17 protein-coding genes and 1 pseudogene are annotated in these 15,411 nt (G+C 68.7%); 3 read left to right on the top strand and 15 right to left on the bottom strand.

Features of this window, described 5'->3' with window-relative positions:
- Positions 1-3 precede the first annotated feature (3 nt).
- Positions 4-822, bottom strand: a complete 819-nt coding sequence (gene rpsB, locus ACXPWS_RS20430; protein ID WP_458708402.1) for a 30S ribosomal protein S2 — start codon at positions 820-822, stop codon at positions 4-6.
- 328 nt (positions 823-1,150) lie between these two features.
- Between rpsB and ACXPWS_RS20435 the strand changes: the two are divergent.
- A pseudogene (locus tag ACXPWS_RS20435) lies at positions 1,151-1,606 on the top strand (M23 family metallopeptidase); the annotation flags it as partial.
- A 3-nt stretch (positions 1,607-1,609) separates the two neighbouring features.
- Here the strand turns inward: ACXPWS_RS20435 and ACXPWS_RS20440 are convergent.
- The 7 genes from ACXPWS_RS20440 to ACXPWS_RS20470 all read right to left on the bottom strand — a co-directional run bounded on the left by ACXPWS_RS20440 (position 1,610) and on the right by ACXPWS_RS20470 (position 8,110).
- Positions 1,610-2,503: a tyrosine recombinase XerC gene (locus ACXPWS_RS20440; RefSeq protein WP_458708403.1), complete on the bottom strand. Its 894-nt coding sequence runs from the start codon at positions 2,501-2,503 to the stop codon at positions 1,610-1,612.
- A 32-nt stretch (positions 2,504-2,535) separates the two neighbouring features.
- Positions 2,536-3,696 (bottom strand): alpha-hydroxy-acid oxidizing protein, encoded by a 1,161-nt coding sequence (locus tag ACXPWS_RS20445; protein ID WP_458708404.1) that lies wholly within the window; start codon positions 3,694-3,696, stop codon positions 2,536-2,538.
- 4 nt (positions 3,697-3,700) lie between these two features.
- Complete coding sequence (locus ACXPWS_RS20450; protein ID WP_458708405.1) at positions 3,701-4,564, bottom strand: siderophore-interacting protein; 864 nt, start codon at positions 4,562-4,564, stop codon at positions 3,701-3,703.
- Between the two features lie 66 nt (positions 4,565-4,630).
- On the bottom strand, positions 4,631-5,773 hold the full coding sequence (gene dprA, locus ACXPWS_RS20455; protein WP_458708406.1) for a DNA-processing protein DprA: 1,143 nt from the start codon (positions 5,771-5,773) through the stop codon (positions 4,631-4,633).
- Positions 5,760-7,277 (bottom strand): YifB family Mg chelatase-like AAA ATPase, encoded by a 1,518-nt coding sequence (locus ACXPWS_RS20460; RefSeq protein WP_458708407.1) that lies wholly within the window; start codon positions 7,275-7,277, stop codon positions 5,760-5,762. Before ACXPWS_RS20460 ends, dprA begins: the two co-directional genes overlap by 14 nt.
- Entirely contained in the window at positions 7,277-7,639 is a 363-nt protein-coding gene (locus ACXPWS_RS20465) for a YraN family protein (RefSeq protein ID WP_458708408.1), read from the bottom strand. The genes ACXPWS_RS20460 and ACXPWS_RS20465 overlap by 1 nt, the downstream gene beginning before the upstream one ends.
- Positions 7,640-7,750: 111 nt before the next feature.
- The gene (locus tag ACXPWS_RS20470; protein ID WP_458708409.1) at positions 7,751-8,110 is read right to left on the bottom strand and encodes a heme-binding protein; all 360 of its coding nucleotides are present in this window, start codon (positions 8,108-8,110) and stop codon (positions 7,751-7,753) included.
- A gap of 100 nt (positions 8,111-8,210) precedes the next feature.
- Here ACXPWS_RS20470 and ACXPWS_RS20475 point away from each other — a divergent pair, with 100 nt between their 5' ends.
- Positions 8,211-9,131 carry a DUF6745 domain-containing protein gene (locus ACXPWS_RS20475; protein WP_458708410.1) on the top strand — a complete coding sequence of 307 codons (921 nt, stop codon included), beginning with the start codon at positions 8,211-8,213 and terminating at the stop codon, positions 9,129-9,131.
- Here ACXPWS_RS20475 and ACXPWS_RS20480 read toward each other — a convergent pair.
- The 6 genes from ACXPWS_RS20480 to rplS form a co-directional block, all read right to left on the bottom strand.
- Complete coding sequence (locus tag ACXPWS_RS20480) at positions 9,079-9,882, bottom strand: acyl-CoA thioesterase (RefSeq protein WP_458708411.1); 804 nt, start codon at positions 9,880-9,882, stop codon at positions 9,079-9,081. The genes ACXPWS_RS20475 and ACXPWS_RS20480 overlap by 53 nt on opposite strands.
- Entirely contained in the window at positions 9,879-11,084 is a 1,206-nt protein-coding gene (locus tag ACXPWS_RS20485; protein ID WP_458708412.1) for a CoA transferase, read from the bottom strand. Before ACXPWS_RS20485 ends, ACXPWS_RS20480 begins: the two co-directional genes overlap by 4 nt.
- A gap of 42 nt (positions 11,085-11,126) precedes the next feature.
- Positions 11,127-11,432: a DUF2469 domain-containing protein gene (locus tag ACXPWS_RS20490; protein WP_024450376.1), complete on the bottom strand. Its 306-nt coding sequence runs from the start codon at positions 11,430-11,432 to the stop codon at positions 11,127-11,129.
- Positions 11,429-12,160, bottom strand: coding sequence for a ribonuclease HII (locus ACXPWS_RS20495; RefSeq protein ID WP_458708413.1), 732 nt, complete (start codon positions 12,158-12,160; stop codon positions 11,429-11,431). The genes ACXPWS_RS20490 and ACXPWS_RS20495 overlap by 4 nt, the downstream gene beginning before the upstream one ends.
- Before the next feature lie 10 nt (positions 12,161-12,170).
- A complete protein-coding gene (gene lepB, locus ACXPWS_RS20500) occupies positions 12,171-12,965 on the bottom strand; it encodes a signal peptidase I (RefSeq protein WP_458713622.1) in 795 nt (264 codons plus the stop codon).
- Positions 12,966-13,065: 100 nt separating this feature from the next.
- On the bottom strand, positions 13,066-13,407 hold the full coding sequence (gene rplS, locus ACXPWS_RS20505) for a 50S ribosomal protein L19 (RefSeq protein ID WP_073856043.1): 342 nt from the start codon (positions 13,405-13,407) through the stop codon (positions 13,066-13,068).
- 343 nt (positions 13,408-13,750) lie between these two features.
- On the opposite strand from rplS, the gene ACXPWS_RS20510 reads away from it, so the two are divergent.
- Positions 13,751-14,698, top strand: a complete 948-nt coding sequence (locus ACXPWS_RS20510; RefSeq protein ID WP_458708414.1) for a serine hydrolase — start codon at positions 13,751-13,753, stop codon at positions 14,696-14,698.
- Here the strand turns inward: ACXPWS_RS20510 and trmD are convergent.
- Entirely contained in the window at positions 14,695-15,411 is a 717-nt protein-coding gene (trmD, locus tag ACXPWS_RS20515; protein WP_458708415.1) for a tRNA (guanosine(37)-N1)-methyltransferase TrmD, read from the bottom strand. The genes ACXPWS_RS20510 and trmD overlap by 4 nt on opposite strands.

Here is a 15,411-nt window from a genome sequence, read left to right on the forward strand (position 1 = left end):
GAATTAAGAGGCGTCAGTGGTGGTCTCGGCAGCACCGTCGGTGCCGGTGGTCGCACCCGCGAGCAGTTCCTGCTCCCATTCGGCCAGCGGCTCGGCGGCCGGCGCATCCTGGCCGGCCTCGGTCTTGCCGGCACCGGCACGGGCCTGCAGGCCCTCGGCGACGGCAGAGGCGACCACCTTGGTCAGCAGTGCGGCCGAACGGATCGCATCGTCGTTACCCGGGATCGGGTAGTTGACCTGGTCGGGATCGCAGTTGGTGTCGAGGATCGCGATGACCGGGATGCCGAGCTTGATGGCCTCGTTGACGGCCAGGTGCTCCTTGTTGGTGTCGACGACCCAGATGGCCGACGGCACCTTCGCCATGTCGCGGATACCGCCGAGGCTGCGCTCCAGCTTGTTCTTCTCACGCGTGAGCATGAGGATTTCCTTCTTGGTGCGGCCTTCGAAGCCACCGGTCTGCTCCATGGCCTCGAGCTCCTTGAGGCGCTGCAGGCGCTTGTGCACGGTGGAGAAGTTGGTGAGCATGCCGCCGAGCCAGCGCTGGTTCACATAGGGCATGCCGACGCGGGTCGCCTCCGCGGCGATGGACTCCTGGGCCTGCTTCTTGGTGCCGACGAACATCACGGTGCCACCGTGGGCCACGGTCTCCTTGACGAACTCGTAGGCCTTGTCGATGTAGGTCAGCGTCTGCTGCAGGTCGATGATGTAGATGCCGTTGCGGTCGGTGAAGATGAACCGCTTCATCTTGGGATTCCAACGACGGGTCTGGTGCCCGAAGTGGGTGCCGCTGTCCAGCAGCTGCTTCATGGTCACTACGGCCATGGTGATGCCTCACTCAGATATCGGTTGTCGCCCGGCATCGGTTGATACCGGACCCTGGCGTCTGCTGCTGCCGGACCCGTTCCGATCTCCCGGAACGGGACCGCCCGGCATGCTGGTGCAACCCGTTGGTACGGGCGGCTGAGCAGGCGCGCGAAGTCAGCCCACAGAAGTGAGCTGCGGCTAGCAGTTTACACCGTGGATACCGCGCCTTTTACCACCACAGTTGTGCACAGTGCGGCCGTCATCCACATTCTTCGCGGCCGGCCTTGCCCTGCCGCTGACCCGGCGCTGAGCTGGGAGGATGAAGGTGCTCGCGGCGGTTCTGCTGGCGCTGCTGGCGGCCGCTCCGGCCGGGGCGGCCGCCGACCGGCTGAGCTGGCCGCTGCGGCCCCGCCCCGCCGTCACCCGCACCTTCGACGCCCCGGCGCCCAACTGGAATCGGGGCCATCGCGGTGTCGACCTGGCGGGTGCGCCGGGGCAGCCCGTCTACGCCGGCGGTCCGGGAACGGTGGTGTTCGCCGGCGAGCTGGCCGGGCGTCCGCTGGTGTCCATCGCGCACCCGGGCGGCTTACGGACCAGCTATGAACCGGTGCGCGCCGCGGTGCGGGCCGGCCAACGGGTGGAGGCGGGCACCCCGATCGGAAGGCTGGTCGGCGGGCACGCCGGCTGCCCGACCGCGGCCTGCCTGCACTGGGGTGCGATGTGGGGCCCGGCGTCGCGGGCCGACTACGTCGACCCGCTGGGGCTGCTCGGCGAAACCCCGATCCGGCTCAAACCCGTCTCGTGATCAGGCCCTGGGGTGCGCCTGATCGTGGACCGCGCGCAGCCGCGCCACCGTGACATGGGTATAGAGCTGCGTGGTGGCCAGACTCGAGTGGCCCAGCAGTTCCTGCACGATCCGCAGATCGGCACCGCCCTCAAGCAGGTGGGTCGCCGCGCTGTGGCGCAAGCCGTGCGGGCCGATGTCGGGGGCGCCGTCCACGGCGGTCATGGTGTCGTGCACGACGGTGCGCACCTGGCGCTGATCGAGCCGGCCGCCGCGGGCCCCCAGCAGCAGCGCCGGACCCGACTTGTCGGTGGCCAGCTCGGGTCGCCCATCGGTCAGCCAGGCGCGCAAAGACACCTTCGCCGGTTCACCGAAGGGCACGGTGCGCTGCTTGTTGCCTTTACCCAGCACCCGCAGCACCCGCCGCCCGGTGTCCACGTCGTCGATGTCCAGCCCGCACAGCTCACTGACCCGGATACCGGTGGCATAGAGCAGCTCGACGATGAGCCGGTCCCGTAAGGCCAGCGGATCACCTTGCTGCGCACCGGAATTCAGGGCCTCCAGGGCATCGAGGGCCTGATCCTGGCGCAGCACGGCCGGCAGGGTGCGGTGCGACTTCGGCGTCTGCAGCCGGGCTGCGGGATCGGTGCGCAGCAGGCCGCGGTGGCAGGCCCACGCGGTGAACGTCTTGACCGCCGAGGTGCGCCTGGCCAGCGTGGTGCGCGCCGCCCCCGCTCCGGCCTGCGCGGCCAGCCAGGATCGCAGCGTGATCAGGCTGAGCGTCTCCAGACCCCCACCGGTGAACGCGAACAACGACCGCAGATCGCCCAGATAGGCCCGGCGGGTGTGCTCGGAGCGGCCACGCTGCAACGACAGGAATTCGTCGAATTCCGCCAGGAGGGCCTCGGTCTGCACGCCCTCACCGTGCTGGGCCAGGGCCGGCCTGTCTAGGTGACGCGCCGCAGCGTGTCCGGGGTGAGATCTGCCAGTGACCGGTAGCCGTCGACGGCCATGATCAGGTCGGCCTCGGCCAGCAGCGAGCGCAGCACGTGCACCACGCCGTCGACACCGCCCAGGGCCAGACCGTAGGCGTACGGCCGGCCGACACCGACCGCGGTGGCCCCCAGCGCCAGCGCCTTGATGACATCGGCGCCGCTGCGCACCCCGGAATCGAACAGCACCGGCAGTCCGTCGGCCGCGGCCACCACGTCGGGCAGGCAGTCGATCGCGGGCAGGCCGCCGTTGGCCTGGCGGCCGCCGTGGTTGGAGCAGTAGATGCCGTCGACACCGACATCGCGTGCCCGCCGGACGTCGTCGGGGTGACAGATGCCCTTGACCAGCAACGGCAACCGGGTCAGGGTCCGCAGCCAGGCCAGGTCGTCCCAGGTGACGCACTGTCCGAAGTTCTGGATCCAGCTCAGGATCGCGCCTTGCGGGTTCTCTTCCGGCGGCTGCGCCAGCCCGGCCCGGAACACCGGATCGCTGGTGTAGTTGGCCAGGCAGTGCCCGCGCAGTTGCGGGAAGTTCGAGGTGGAAAGGTCGCGGGGGCGCCAACCGGGCACCCAGGTGTCCAGGGTGACGATGATGCCCTTGAATCCGGCGGCTTCGGCGCGGGCCACGAAGCTGGCCGCCAGGTCGCGGTCCTTGGGTGTGTAGAGCTGGAAGAAGCCCGGGGTGTCGCCGAATTCGGCGGCGACGGCCTCCAGCGGATCCGCGGTGAGGGTGGAGACGACCATCGGGATGCCGGTCTTGGCGGCCGCGCGGGCCGAGGCGATGTCGCCGTGGCCGTCCTGAGCGCACAGCCCGATCACCCCGATGGGCGCCATGAACAACGGCGAGGGCAGCGTCAGCCCGAACAGGTCCACCGAAAGGTCGCGTTCGGTGGCCCCGACGCACATCCGCGGGATCAGGCCCCAGTTCTCGAAGGCGGTGACGTTGACCCGCTGGGTGCGCTCGTCGCCTGCGCCGCCGGCCACATACGACCACAGCGACGCGGACATCGCCTTTTCCGCCCTTTCTTCCAGTTCGGCGTAGCCGATCGGGAGCGAGGGCACCACCCCGGCCAGGCCCTGCAGGTAGATCTCGAGCTGATAGTCGCCGAATGCCATGGGGTCAGTCTGGCTGGCCTGCTTCGTTTTTCGCTAGTTCCGCTTTCCACTGCCGGAAGGTCTCCTCGGTACGGCCACGCCGCCAGTACCCGGAGACCGACGCCCACTTCGCCTCGACGCCGCGTTCCTTGCGCAGGTAGGGACGCAGATTGTGCATGACGGCCTGCGCCTCGCCGTGTACGAAAGCCTGCACCTGACCGGGCAGCCAAGGCAGCGCGCGTACCGCCGCGACGAGCGGCGCGTTGTCGCCGGCGGCGGTGTCGGGCACCTGGTCGGCGCGTCCACCGCGGTGGATCCAGTGCACCGTGACTCCCGCCGGAGCGGGCAGGTCGAGTTCGTCCTCGGGTCCGGCGACCTCGATGAGGGCATGCCCGATGGCGGCCGGCGGCAGCGCCTGCAGGGCGGCGCTGATCGCAGGCAGCCCGGCCTCGTCACCGGCCAGCAGGTGCCAGTCGGCGGCGGGATCGGGTGCATACGCTCCGCTGGGACCCATCAGGTACGCCAACTGGCCGGGTGTGGCGGCCGCGGCCCAGGGACCGGCCACTCCCTGGTCACCGTGCACCACGAAATCGACTGTGATCTGGCGCTTTTCGGTATCGACATGGCGGACGGTGTAGGTGCGCACCGTGGGCCGCTGATCCTGCGGCAGTTCGTTGAAACTGTCCAGGGTCAGAGGTCGCGGGAGCGCGCTCACATCGGCGCCGTCCGGGACGATGACGAATTTGACGTAGGAGTCGGTGAACGCGCCGGGGGTGAAGGTGTCAAAGCCCTGCCCCGCCCCGGAGCCACCGAGCACCAGCCGGATCATGTGCGGTGTCAGCTGCGTGGAGCTGATCACCTCGAAGGTATGGACCGGACGTCCCGCCACAGTGCCTCCCCGTTCTGTTAGTCGATCTCCGCACCACTGTACGAGTGGCCGGTCGGCGGCGGTCGGCTACGCCGACGTGGAGCCCGACACGATTCGCCACCTCCCCTCCTTTCGCTGCACCAAGCCCGATACCTCGAGCAGCGCCAGCGGCCCGAGTACCGACTCCGCGGGAAGGGCGGCATCCACCGCGATCTGCTCGACGGTGCGGTAACCCCGCGCCGGCAGCGCCTCGTACACCAGTCGTTCGGGCCGGGACAGCCCGTCCAGTGGTGCGACCGGGTGTTCCGGCTCGTCGGCGAACTCCCCCGCCTTGCCGACGATCTCGACCAGTTCATCGGCCCGGTCCACCAGCAGAGCTGTGCCGCGCAGGAGCACATGGCAACCCGCTGACGCGGAGGACGTCACGGGTCCAGGTACCGCACACACCACTCGCCCCATCGCCGCGGCCCACGCGGCGGTGTTGGCCGCCCCGCTGCGCAACCCGGCTTCCACCACGACGGTGGCACGTCCGAGTGCGGCCACCAGACGATTGCGGGCCAGGAAGCGGAACCGGGCGGGACGCACGCCGGGTGGATACTCGGTGAGCAGCAATCCGCTCTGCGAAATCCGGTGCAGCAGAGCCGAATGACCGCTCGGATACGGCACGTCGATGCCGCCGGCCAACACGGCCACCGTGCAACCCTCGGCGGCCAGCGCCGCCCGATGAGCCGCACCGTCGATCCCGTACGCGCCACCCGAGACCACCGCCACATCGTGTTCGACGAGCCCGTCTGCCAGGGTCGCGGCCATGTGTTCGCCATAGGCGGTGGCCGCTCGGGTGCCGACGATGGCCGCGGCACGGTCGGCGACATCGTTCAGCCGCGCCGGCCCGATCGCCCACAGCACCATCGGCACACGCCCATCCTGTTTCTTCCTGACGTCTTCGGCCCCGAACGCGGTGAATGACAGGTACGGCCACTCGTCATCGTCAGGCGTGATCAGCCGGCCGCCGCGACGATCGAGCATCGCCAGATCGTCTGCCGAGCGGTCGATATCCCGGCGACCCGCCACCGCATCGGTCAGCGACGGCGGCTCCTTGCCCGACCGTATCCTCGCGGCCGCCTCGACCGGACCGTGCACGTTGACGTATTCGGCCAGTGCGGGACAAGGCGGTTCGGTCACCCGCGACAGGTATGCCCACGCCTGCCGGGTCTGTTCATCGGCCATCATTGACCACCTCATCGCGAAAGCTCAGCGCCGTACCGACGTCCACCACCGTCGGAGATTCCTTGCCCGCCAGATCGGCGATGGACCAGGCGACCCGCAAGGTTCGGTCGACCCCGCGGATGCTGAGCGAGCCGCGGTCGAGCGCCGTGCGCAGCGGCGCCATGGCCTCGCGGCTGAGCCGGAACGCGCGCCGCAGGATCGGCCCGGGCACCTCCGCATTGGTCCGCACCCCGACGGCCTGCCATCGATGCGCCGCGGCGGCCCGGGCATTGGCAACCCGATCCCGGACCACCGCCGTGGGTTCGGGGACCTGGTCGCCGAATGCGCCGCCACGCACCTGATGCATCTTGACGCGAAGATCGACCCGGTCCATCAACGGGCCGGACAGCTTGCCGAGGTAGCGCCGCTTCACCGCGGCCGGGCACACACAATCCCGGGGATTTGCCGGAGCACAAGGGCATTCGTTGGCGGCCAGAATGAGCTGGAACCGGGCCGGATACTTCGCCACCCCGTCACGGCGGGCCAGCCGGATCTCGCCGTCCTCCAGGGGCGTCCGCATGGCTTCCAGCACACTGGTGCCGATTTCGGCGCATTCGTCCAGGAACAGCACGCCGCGGTGCGCCCGGCTGACCGCACCCGGGCGGGCCATACCCGAGCCACCACCCACCATGGCCGCGACACTGGAGGTGTGATGCGGCGCGATGAACGGCGGCTCGGTGATCAACGGAGTGGCCCCGGTCAGCAATCCGGCCACCGAATGAATCGCCGTGACCTCCAACGCCTCCTGCTCCGTCAACGGCGGCAGCAACCCCGGAAGCCGTTGCGCGAGCATCGTTTTACCGATCCCCGGCGGACCCGACAGAAACAGATGATGAGCACCGGCGGCCGCCACCTCGACCGCATAGCGGGCCTGGGTCTGCCCGACCACATCAGCGAGATCGGCCACCACCGCCGGCACCGGCGCCACGGTGTCCAGACGACCGGCCAATCCACCCTTACCCGCCAGCCACGCCTGCAGTTGACGCAACGTGCGCACACCCCACACCTCGATACCATCCACCAGACTGGCCTCGGCGAGATTCTCCTCGGGCACCACGACCACCGGCCACCCCTCCTTCTTCCCCGCCCACACCGCGGGCAGAATCCCGGTCACCGGCCGCACCCGGCCATCGAGCGCCAATTCGCCCAGCAGCAAGGCCTTTTCCAGCCGAGGCCACTCCTTCTTCCCGTGCGCGGACAACACCGCAGCCGCCAGCGCCAAGTCATACGCCGAACCGTTCTTGGGCAACGTCGCCGGTGACAACGCCAACGTCAACCGCGACATCGGCCAGGTGTTGCCACAATTGGTGATCGCCGCACGCACCCGGTCCCGCGATTCCTGCAGCGCGGCATCCCCCAAACCCACCAGATGCACCCCCGGCAGACCCGAGGTGATATCCGCCTCGATCTCGACGATCACACCCTCCACACCGCGGATGGCCACCGAGAACGCCCTACCCAACGCCATCAGCCGATCCCCTGCACATGCGCCACCTCGGGCACCCGGGTCCGACCGATCCGCACCCCCACCACATCGATGCGCACGCCAGCCCAACTGCCCGGGTGCTGCGCCAGCCACACCCCGGCCAGCCGCCGCAACCGCCGCACCTTGACCGGCGTCACCGCCTGCGCCACCCCGCCGAAGGCATCACTGGTGCGGGTCTTGACCTCCACGAACACCACCGTGGAACCATCCGCAGCGATCACATCCAACTCGCCGTACCGGCACCGCCAATTGCGTTCGAGCACCCGCAAGCCCAAGGCCTCCAGATGCTCCACCGCCAACTGCTCACCCAGAGCGCCGATCTCGGCGCGCGTCCATGTCTCCATGGACTCGACGGTGGTCTCGCCCACCGACAATCCAGCCGAGGCAACCCCGCGAAAGCGCTAGTTGTCCACAGTCACCGATTCATCCACAGCCGGAGCGGACGACCGCCCGGCTCAGGACAGCGCGTCGAACAGCGCCGCCAGCTGGCCCGGCGACACCGAGACACCACACTGGCTGCGCAACGACGTGAGCGGCCGGGCGATGTTCTGCAGGTCGAGGAACTCGCCGGGATGCCCGGTGAAATAACCCCTGACCGCCGTGGTGGCGTCCCCGGTGCTCTGGTTTCCCGCGGCGGTCAGGACGTCATTGGCGCCGGGATGGGTGTCCAGGTATGCCCCCGCTTGCGCGAGCACGCCGCTGGCGGTGGTGGCCAGACTGCTCGCCGAGCACGGATCGGCGGCGGATGCGGTCGGGGCGGCCACGGTCGCGAACACGGCGGACGCACTGAACAGGAGGATGGCAATCGGCTTCATCGCTCGATCCTATTGATCGGCCCCGCGGTCGCGGCATGTTTGCGCGCACCGGCTCATCTGGCGGATCCGACTTGTCACACCCCGGCGCTACCTTCGGCCCATGACCTTCGACCTGGAGTCTTATGTCGACTTGGATCACCCGGCCCGGCGGGCACCGGACACGGGTGCGTTCGATGCCGACGCGGCGATCGACCTGGTCGCCGAGTTCTGCACGTCCCGCGACGTGCATCTGGGCACCAAATACTCGGTCATCCCGCAACTGGACCGAGCGCTGCGGATTGCCGCCCTCATCGGTCCGGACAAGCGATGGACCCGCATCGCCCGCTGGTCCGGCAATGACGATGCCGGCGGCCCGCCGGGGGCGGTCGTGCCCAACGACCTGCGGGACATCCTGTACAGCCGGTTGGTCGCCGCCCTGCCCGACGCGCGTTGGCTGCCGCCGATCGGTGTGGTGTCCGTCAGCCGGTGGGCCCGGTTCTCGCAGTCGATGCGCACCGCCAGGGATCTCGGCCTGGGCTGGATCGTGCCGATCCACCGGGAGGTGCTGTTGGTGCCGATGCCTTCGGTGCGGTACGCCGAGGGCAGCACCAACGTCCTGCACGACGATACCGGCCGGCCCGCCATCGAATGGTCTGACGGATCGGGCATCCACTACCTGCACGGCACCGAATTCGATGCAGCCGCATATCGCCGGATCGTCGGCCGGCAGATGTCCATCGAGCACGTCGCGGCGCTACGCAATGCCGACCAGCGGTCAATCGCGTTGCGCTACCTCACCTTCGAACAACTCATCGGTGACTCCGGCGCGGAGTTGATCGACACCGGCGGGCAAGGCACCCGGCTCTACCGGTTACCGCTGCCCGCGCGGCTGGCCCGGGACCGGGCACCCGGATACGGCGGATTCGAGTACTTCATCCACACCCGCCATCCCGACGGTGAGTCCGTCGAGTGGGTCGATCCACGCCGGGCTAGGACTCCCGGTCGGCCAACAGTCCTTCCTGGACCAGGGTCGCCGCGATGACCCCGTCGGCGCGCAGCAGGCCGGCGGTGATGACGCTGCGGCCCCGCGCCGCCGCGGGTGAGGTGGACTCCAGCAGATTCCACTCATCGGCGCGCACCGGTTGGTGCAGCCAGATCGACGAGTCGGTGGTCCCGGTGCGGTGCGCACGGTCACTCATCGAGTGGCCGTGTACCCGCGAGGCCGGGTCGACGCCGTAGAGGTCGGTGATGTAGACGGCGATCAAGGTGTGCAACAGGGGAACATCGGGCAGCGGCGTCGTCACCCGCCACCACATGCGCCGGACGAAATCCGGCCCGGAGCCGATGTCCTGAACTCGAATATCCAAGTCGTCCAACGGCAACGACGGGGCCGGTCCGGGTGGGCCGGTCGGTTCCATGGTGTCCGGATGGGCGGGCATCGTCGGCCGCACACCGTGTTCGGGTCCGGCCAGCGGCACGGTGAACGACACCGTCGCCGCGGTCAGCAGTCGCCCGGCCTGGCGGGTCTCGACGCGCCGGGCGGCCGCCGTGCGTCCGTCGTACACCCGGTCCACCCGCAGGTCCAGGGCCGCCCCGGCGTCCCCGCCGCGCAGGAACTGCAGGTGCATATTGGTGGGCTGGTAGGCCTCGTCGACGGTGCGCCACGCCGCGGCCAGGGTCTGCGCCGCGATCAGGCCACCGAAGGCCCGCTTGCCTGCGGGCCCGCTCGCCGGGCCGGTCCACGCGTCGTGCCCCGCCTCGGTCAGCGCGAAGAGTTCCGCGAGGGCACTCATGCCACCGTCCCGGATTCGGTCAACGTCCCGATCTCGTCCGCGCTGAGCCCGAGCGAGTCGGCCAGCACCGCCGCGGTGTGGTCGCCGAGCGCGGGTGCAGCCACCGCGGGTGGGTACGCACCGTCGATGGCCACCGGCAGGCCGGGCGCGAGGTAGCTCCCGATCCGCGGCTGATCCAGGGTGGTGAACAACGGATTGTCGGTGACCATCGGGGCGGCGACCGCCTCGGCGAAGCTGCGGTAGCGCTCCCACAGGATCGACGTCGCCGAGAGCGCGGCGGCGATCTGCTCGGCGGTGTGCGCGCTGAACCACGGGGTAAAAAGCCCGGTGAGCGCATCGCGGTGGTGATAGCGCTGCCCTTCATCGGTGAAATCGGCGCCTAGCGATTCGCCCAGCGCGGCAACCGCTTTGGTGTTCCCGGTAACCTCCGCCAGATCGCGGAAGTGCCGGCCGGTCAGGGCGACGATCATGAACGCGACACCGTCGGCACTGGTGAACTGCTGGCCGTACTGTCCGTAGATCGAATTTCCGATCCGCGGCCGGTCGTCCCCGTTGATCATCACCTCGCTCAGAAAGCTCAGGTTTCCGGCGGTGGCCAGCGCGACGTTCTCCAGCGGGATGGACACCCGTTGCCCCTGCCCGGTGGCGTCGCGGTGCCGCAGCGCGGTGGTGACGGCCAACGCGGTGTACAGACCGCAGGCGACATCCCAGGCCGGCAGCACGTGGTTGACCGGAACCTCCAACCCGGCCGGACCCGTCACCAACGGAAAACCCAGCCCGGCGTTGACGGTGTAGTCCACACCCGTGCCGCCGTCGGCGCGGCCCGAAATCTCCACATGGATCAGGTCCGGCCGTAACGCGACCAGCTCGTCATACGAATGCCATTGCCGCCCTGCCACATTGGTGATCAGAATGCCGGCATCGGCGATCAGCCGGCGCACCAGGTCCTGCCCGCGCTGCGCGCGCATGTCCACCGCTACCGACCGCTTGCCCTTGTTCAGGCCGGCCCAATAGATACTTTCGCCGCCTTCGGTCACCGGCCAGCGATGGTAATCGGCGGCCCCACCGACCGGATCGACCCGGATCACCTCCGCGCCCAGCTGCGCCAGGGTCATTCCGGCCAGCGGTACGGCAACGAAACTGGAGATCTCGATGATGCGGACACCGGCCAGTGGCCGAGCAGCCTCGGGTGCGTCAGTCACCCGCTCACGATAGGCATCGGTCCCGGGGCGTCCGGCGCCGGCCTAGTCGGGTAGCCGAAGCTCGGGCTTCTCGACCTCTTCGATGTTCACGTCCTTGAAGGTGATCACCCGAACCTGCTTGACGAACCGGGCCGGCCGGTACATGTCCCACACCCACGCGTCGGCCAACCGCAACTCGAAGTAGACCTCGCCGTCGGCGTTACGCGGTACCAGCTCCACACTGTTGGCCAGGTAGAACCGGCGCTCGGTCTCCACCACGTAACTGAACTGGCCGACGATGTCCTTGTACTCGCGATACAGCGAGAGCTCCATCTCGGTTTCGTACTTCTCGAGATCCTCGGCACTCATCTGCTCAGCTGTCCTTCGTCTAGGTTGACATCCATCATTCCGCACGGCTCGTCTGCGTCCAACCGAGGCATCCCACCCGAGCCCGCAACGCGGGCGACGTTGGCGAACGAGAACCGGTGTTCACGGCACGGACCGAGCCGGCCCAGCGCGGCGGTGTGCGCCGGGGTGCTGTAACCCTTGTGCTCGGCAAAGCCGTACCCGGGGTGTTCAGTCTCCATCCGCACCATCAGCCGGTCGCGGCTGACCTTGGCCAGCACGCTGGCGGCGGCGATACACGCGGCGGCCGCGTCGCCACCGATCACCGGCAAGGACGGGACCGCCAGGCCCGGGACCCGGAACCCGTCGGACAGCACGTAGCCCGGCCGCAGCGGCAGCCCCGCCACCGCGCGCCGCATCCCCTCGATATTGGCGATGTGGACGCCGCGGCGGTCCACCTCGGTCGACGGGATGAAGACCACGTGATAGGCCACCGCATAGCGCCGGATCAGGGGAAACAGTCGTTCCCGTTCGGCTTCGGTGAGCTTCTTCGAATCGTCCAGCGCGGCCAGGCTGGACAGCCGGTTCGGACCGAGCACGCAGGCGGCGACCACCAGCGGGCCGGCACACGCGCCGCGTCCTACCTCGTCGACACCCGCGACGGGTCCCAGCCCGCTGCGGTAGAGCGCCGATTCAAGGGTGCGCAGACCGGATTTGCGGATCACGGTCCTCGGTGGCCAGCTCGCCGGCAACGCTGGGCTCCTAGGAGGCGGGAGCAGTCTGCGGGTTCACGCTGTGCACGCCACCCCAACGGGACGGCGGCCAGGCGATGAACCGGGCCTTACCGATGACATTGCCGACGGGCACGGTGCCCGCCACCGGATCACCGGTGCACAGCAGGCCCTTTTGCGCATCGGCGGGCAGATTGGAGCAGTGCGCGCGCGAGTCGGCCGAATGCGTGCGGTTGTCACCCATCACCCACAGCCGGCCGTCCGGCACCTTGACCGGGCCGAACTCATTGCCCAGGCAGGGGTAGACGTTGGTGTCGGCCATCATCGTCGTCGGGTCCAGATACGGCTCGTTGAGCTTCTTGCCGTCGACGGTCAGCCCGGTGGCCGCTCGGCATTCGACGGTCTGGCCGCCGACCGCGATCACCCGCTTGACCAAGTCATTCTCGTCCGGAGGTACGAAACCGACGAAGGACAGCGCGTTCTGCGCCCACCGGATCGCCGGATTGTCGGATCGGATCGACTTGTAGCCGATGTTCCAGTTCGACGGCCCCTTGAAGACGACGACGTCGCCGGGCCCGGGCTCGGTGAACCGGTAGGTCAACTTGTCGACCATGATCCGGTCGCCGACGCAGCCGGTGCACCCGTGCAGGGTCGGCTCCATCGACTCGGACGGGATCAGATACGGCCGGGCCACGAAGGTGAGCACCACGTAATACATGACCAGCGCGATGGTGACGAGAATGACGCCTTCGCGCACCGCACCCGACTTGCCCTTGGGTTCGTCGGTGTTCTCGTGCTCGCCGGTGTCGTCGACCTCATCGGTCACGGACTCTGCCGGATCAGAGTGGCCTGCCGCCGTGCCTTCTTTGTCCTCGGTCACGGCATCAGGGTAGCCAGCGTCATGACGCGAACCCTGGCAGGGCGCGTCAGCGCTTCTCCTTGATCTTCGCCTTCTTGCCGCGCAGCTCGCGCAGGTAGTACAGCTTGGCGCGACGCACGTCACCGCGGGTCACGACATCGATGTGGTCGATGTTGGGCGAGTGCACCGGGAAGGTCCGCTCGACGCCGACGCCGTAGCTCTCCTTGCGGACGGTGAAGGTCTCGCTGACCCCACCGTTCTGGCGGCGCAGCACGACACCCTTGAAGACCTGGATGCGCTCCTTGGAGCCCTCGATGACCTTGACGTGCACGTTGACGGTGTCGCCGGGGCCGAATGCCGGGATGTCGTCGCGCAGCGACGCCTTGTCGACGAAGTCAAGCGTGTTCATCGGTGACACTTCCTTGTTGTTGGCGGCTCGTGTGCGACCGCGCCGGGCGCGATCGAGCCGAGGTATTTCGGGTATATCGGGTCGTGCGTCACGCAGCAGGCTTCACTCATCACAGGCGAGACCGTGCGCAGACAACTGCTCAATTGTGCCAGACGGCACGCATCCGACGAAATCGCCGCGTCCGGACGCGAAACGCCCGAACTGTCAGAGGCGCGACAACGGCGGTCAACAGTTAGGCTATACGAACGTCAGGGCCGGTTTCGAGGGGTCGAGCAGCTGGCCGACATCATGGTTTACACAGCGGTTTACCAGGCAAGGGACATCCATGCCCGGGAGGAGAGCTATGCGAGCGCGGCCGTCGAGGTTGATGACGGTGACCGCGACCGTGCTCTGCGCCGGCGCACTCGTGTCGGCATGCGAGGCCAAGGTCTACGGCACCCCGCCGCCACCTCCCGAGTCACCGCAGCTGACCGTCATCGCTCCCCTGGGCACCTCCGCCCCGCTGCCCGAGGCGCCGCCCGACCACCCGGCGGCGGTGGCGCTCGACGGAATCGACCTGCGGGTCCGCCAAGCCACCGCGGAGGCGGCCGCCGCGGGTGCGGACATCACCGTGGCACTGCTGGATCGCAACACCGGCCAACTGGTGACCAACGGAGCCATCAACACCATCGCGATCGCCTCGGTGGTCAAGCTGTTCATCGCCGACGACCTGCTACTGCAGGAGGCCAAGGGTCAGACCACCCTCAGCCCGGATGACCGGCGGATGCTCGACGTCATGCTGCGGTCCTCCGATGACAGCGCGGCCGAGGTGTTCTGGAACCGCAGCGGTGGCAGCGCCATCATCAACCGGGTCGCCGGCCGCTACGGGCTGTCCGCGACGCGGCCGCCGGGCAACGGCCGGTGGTACAACACCACCAGCACGGTGACCGACCTGGTGCGCTACTACGACATGCTGCTGGCCGGTACCGGTGGATTGCCTGCCGCCGACGCCAGCATCATCTTGTCCAACCTCGCCGAATCCACCCCCACCGCGCCCGACGGCATGGTGCCCGGCGGGGTGTACCCGCAACGTTTCGGCATCCCCGAGGGGTTGCCGGCCGAACCCGTTGCGGTGAAACAGGGTTGGATGTGCTGCATCGGCGCCGACTGGATGCATCTGTCCACCGGCGTGATCGGGATGGACCGCCGTTTCGTGATGGCGATCAGTTCCATGCAGCCCGCCACCGCCGAGCGCGCTCGCCAGACCATCACCCAGGCCGTGGCGACGATCTTCCCCGGCGGGCATATCTAGTTCCCGCTTCCCCCGTCTGTTCGCTCGCCCCGGAGCAGGTCGGGCCGTCGGTCGCGGGTTCGTTCCAGCGACTGCTCGTGCCGCCACGCGGCGATCTTGGCGTGGTCACCGGACAACAGCACCGGCGGCACCTCCAGCTCGCGCCAGACCGGCGGCCTCGTGTAACTCGGCCCCTCCAGCAGGCCACCTTTCTGCATGGAGTGTGAATCCTCTTGATGCGACTGCGGATTCCCCAGCACCTCGGGCAACAACCGGATGACGGCCTCGGCCATCACCAGCACGGCGGCCTCCCCGCCGGCCAGCACATAGTCGCCGATGGACACTTCCTCGACACGCATCCGGCGGGCGGCATCCTCGGCGACCCGCTGATCGATGCCCTCGTAGCGCCCGCAGGCGAACACCAGGTGGGCTTCCTCGCTCCAGCGCTGCGCAGTCGCCTGGGTGAACGGCCTACCCGCCGGCGTCGGCACCACCAGAAGTGTTTCCGGCGAACAGATCTCGTCGAGCGCGGCGCCCCACACCGGCGCCTTCATCACCATTCCCGGACCGCCACCGTAGGGCGAGTCATCCACCGACCGGTGCACATCGTGCGTCCACTCGCGCAGATCGTGCACTCCGAGTTCGACTATTCCGGTCTGGATCGCCTTGCCCGGCAACGCCTCTCGCAGTGCGTCGAGATAGCCGGGGAAGATCGTGACAACGTCGATGCGCAC

The sequence above is a fragment of the Mycobacterium sp. BMJ-28 genome (genome assembly GCF_054404835.1).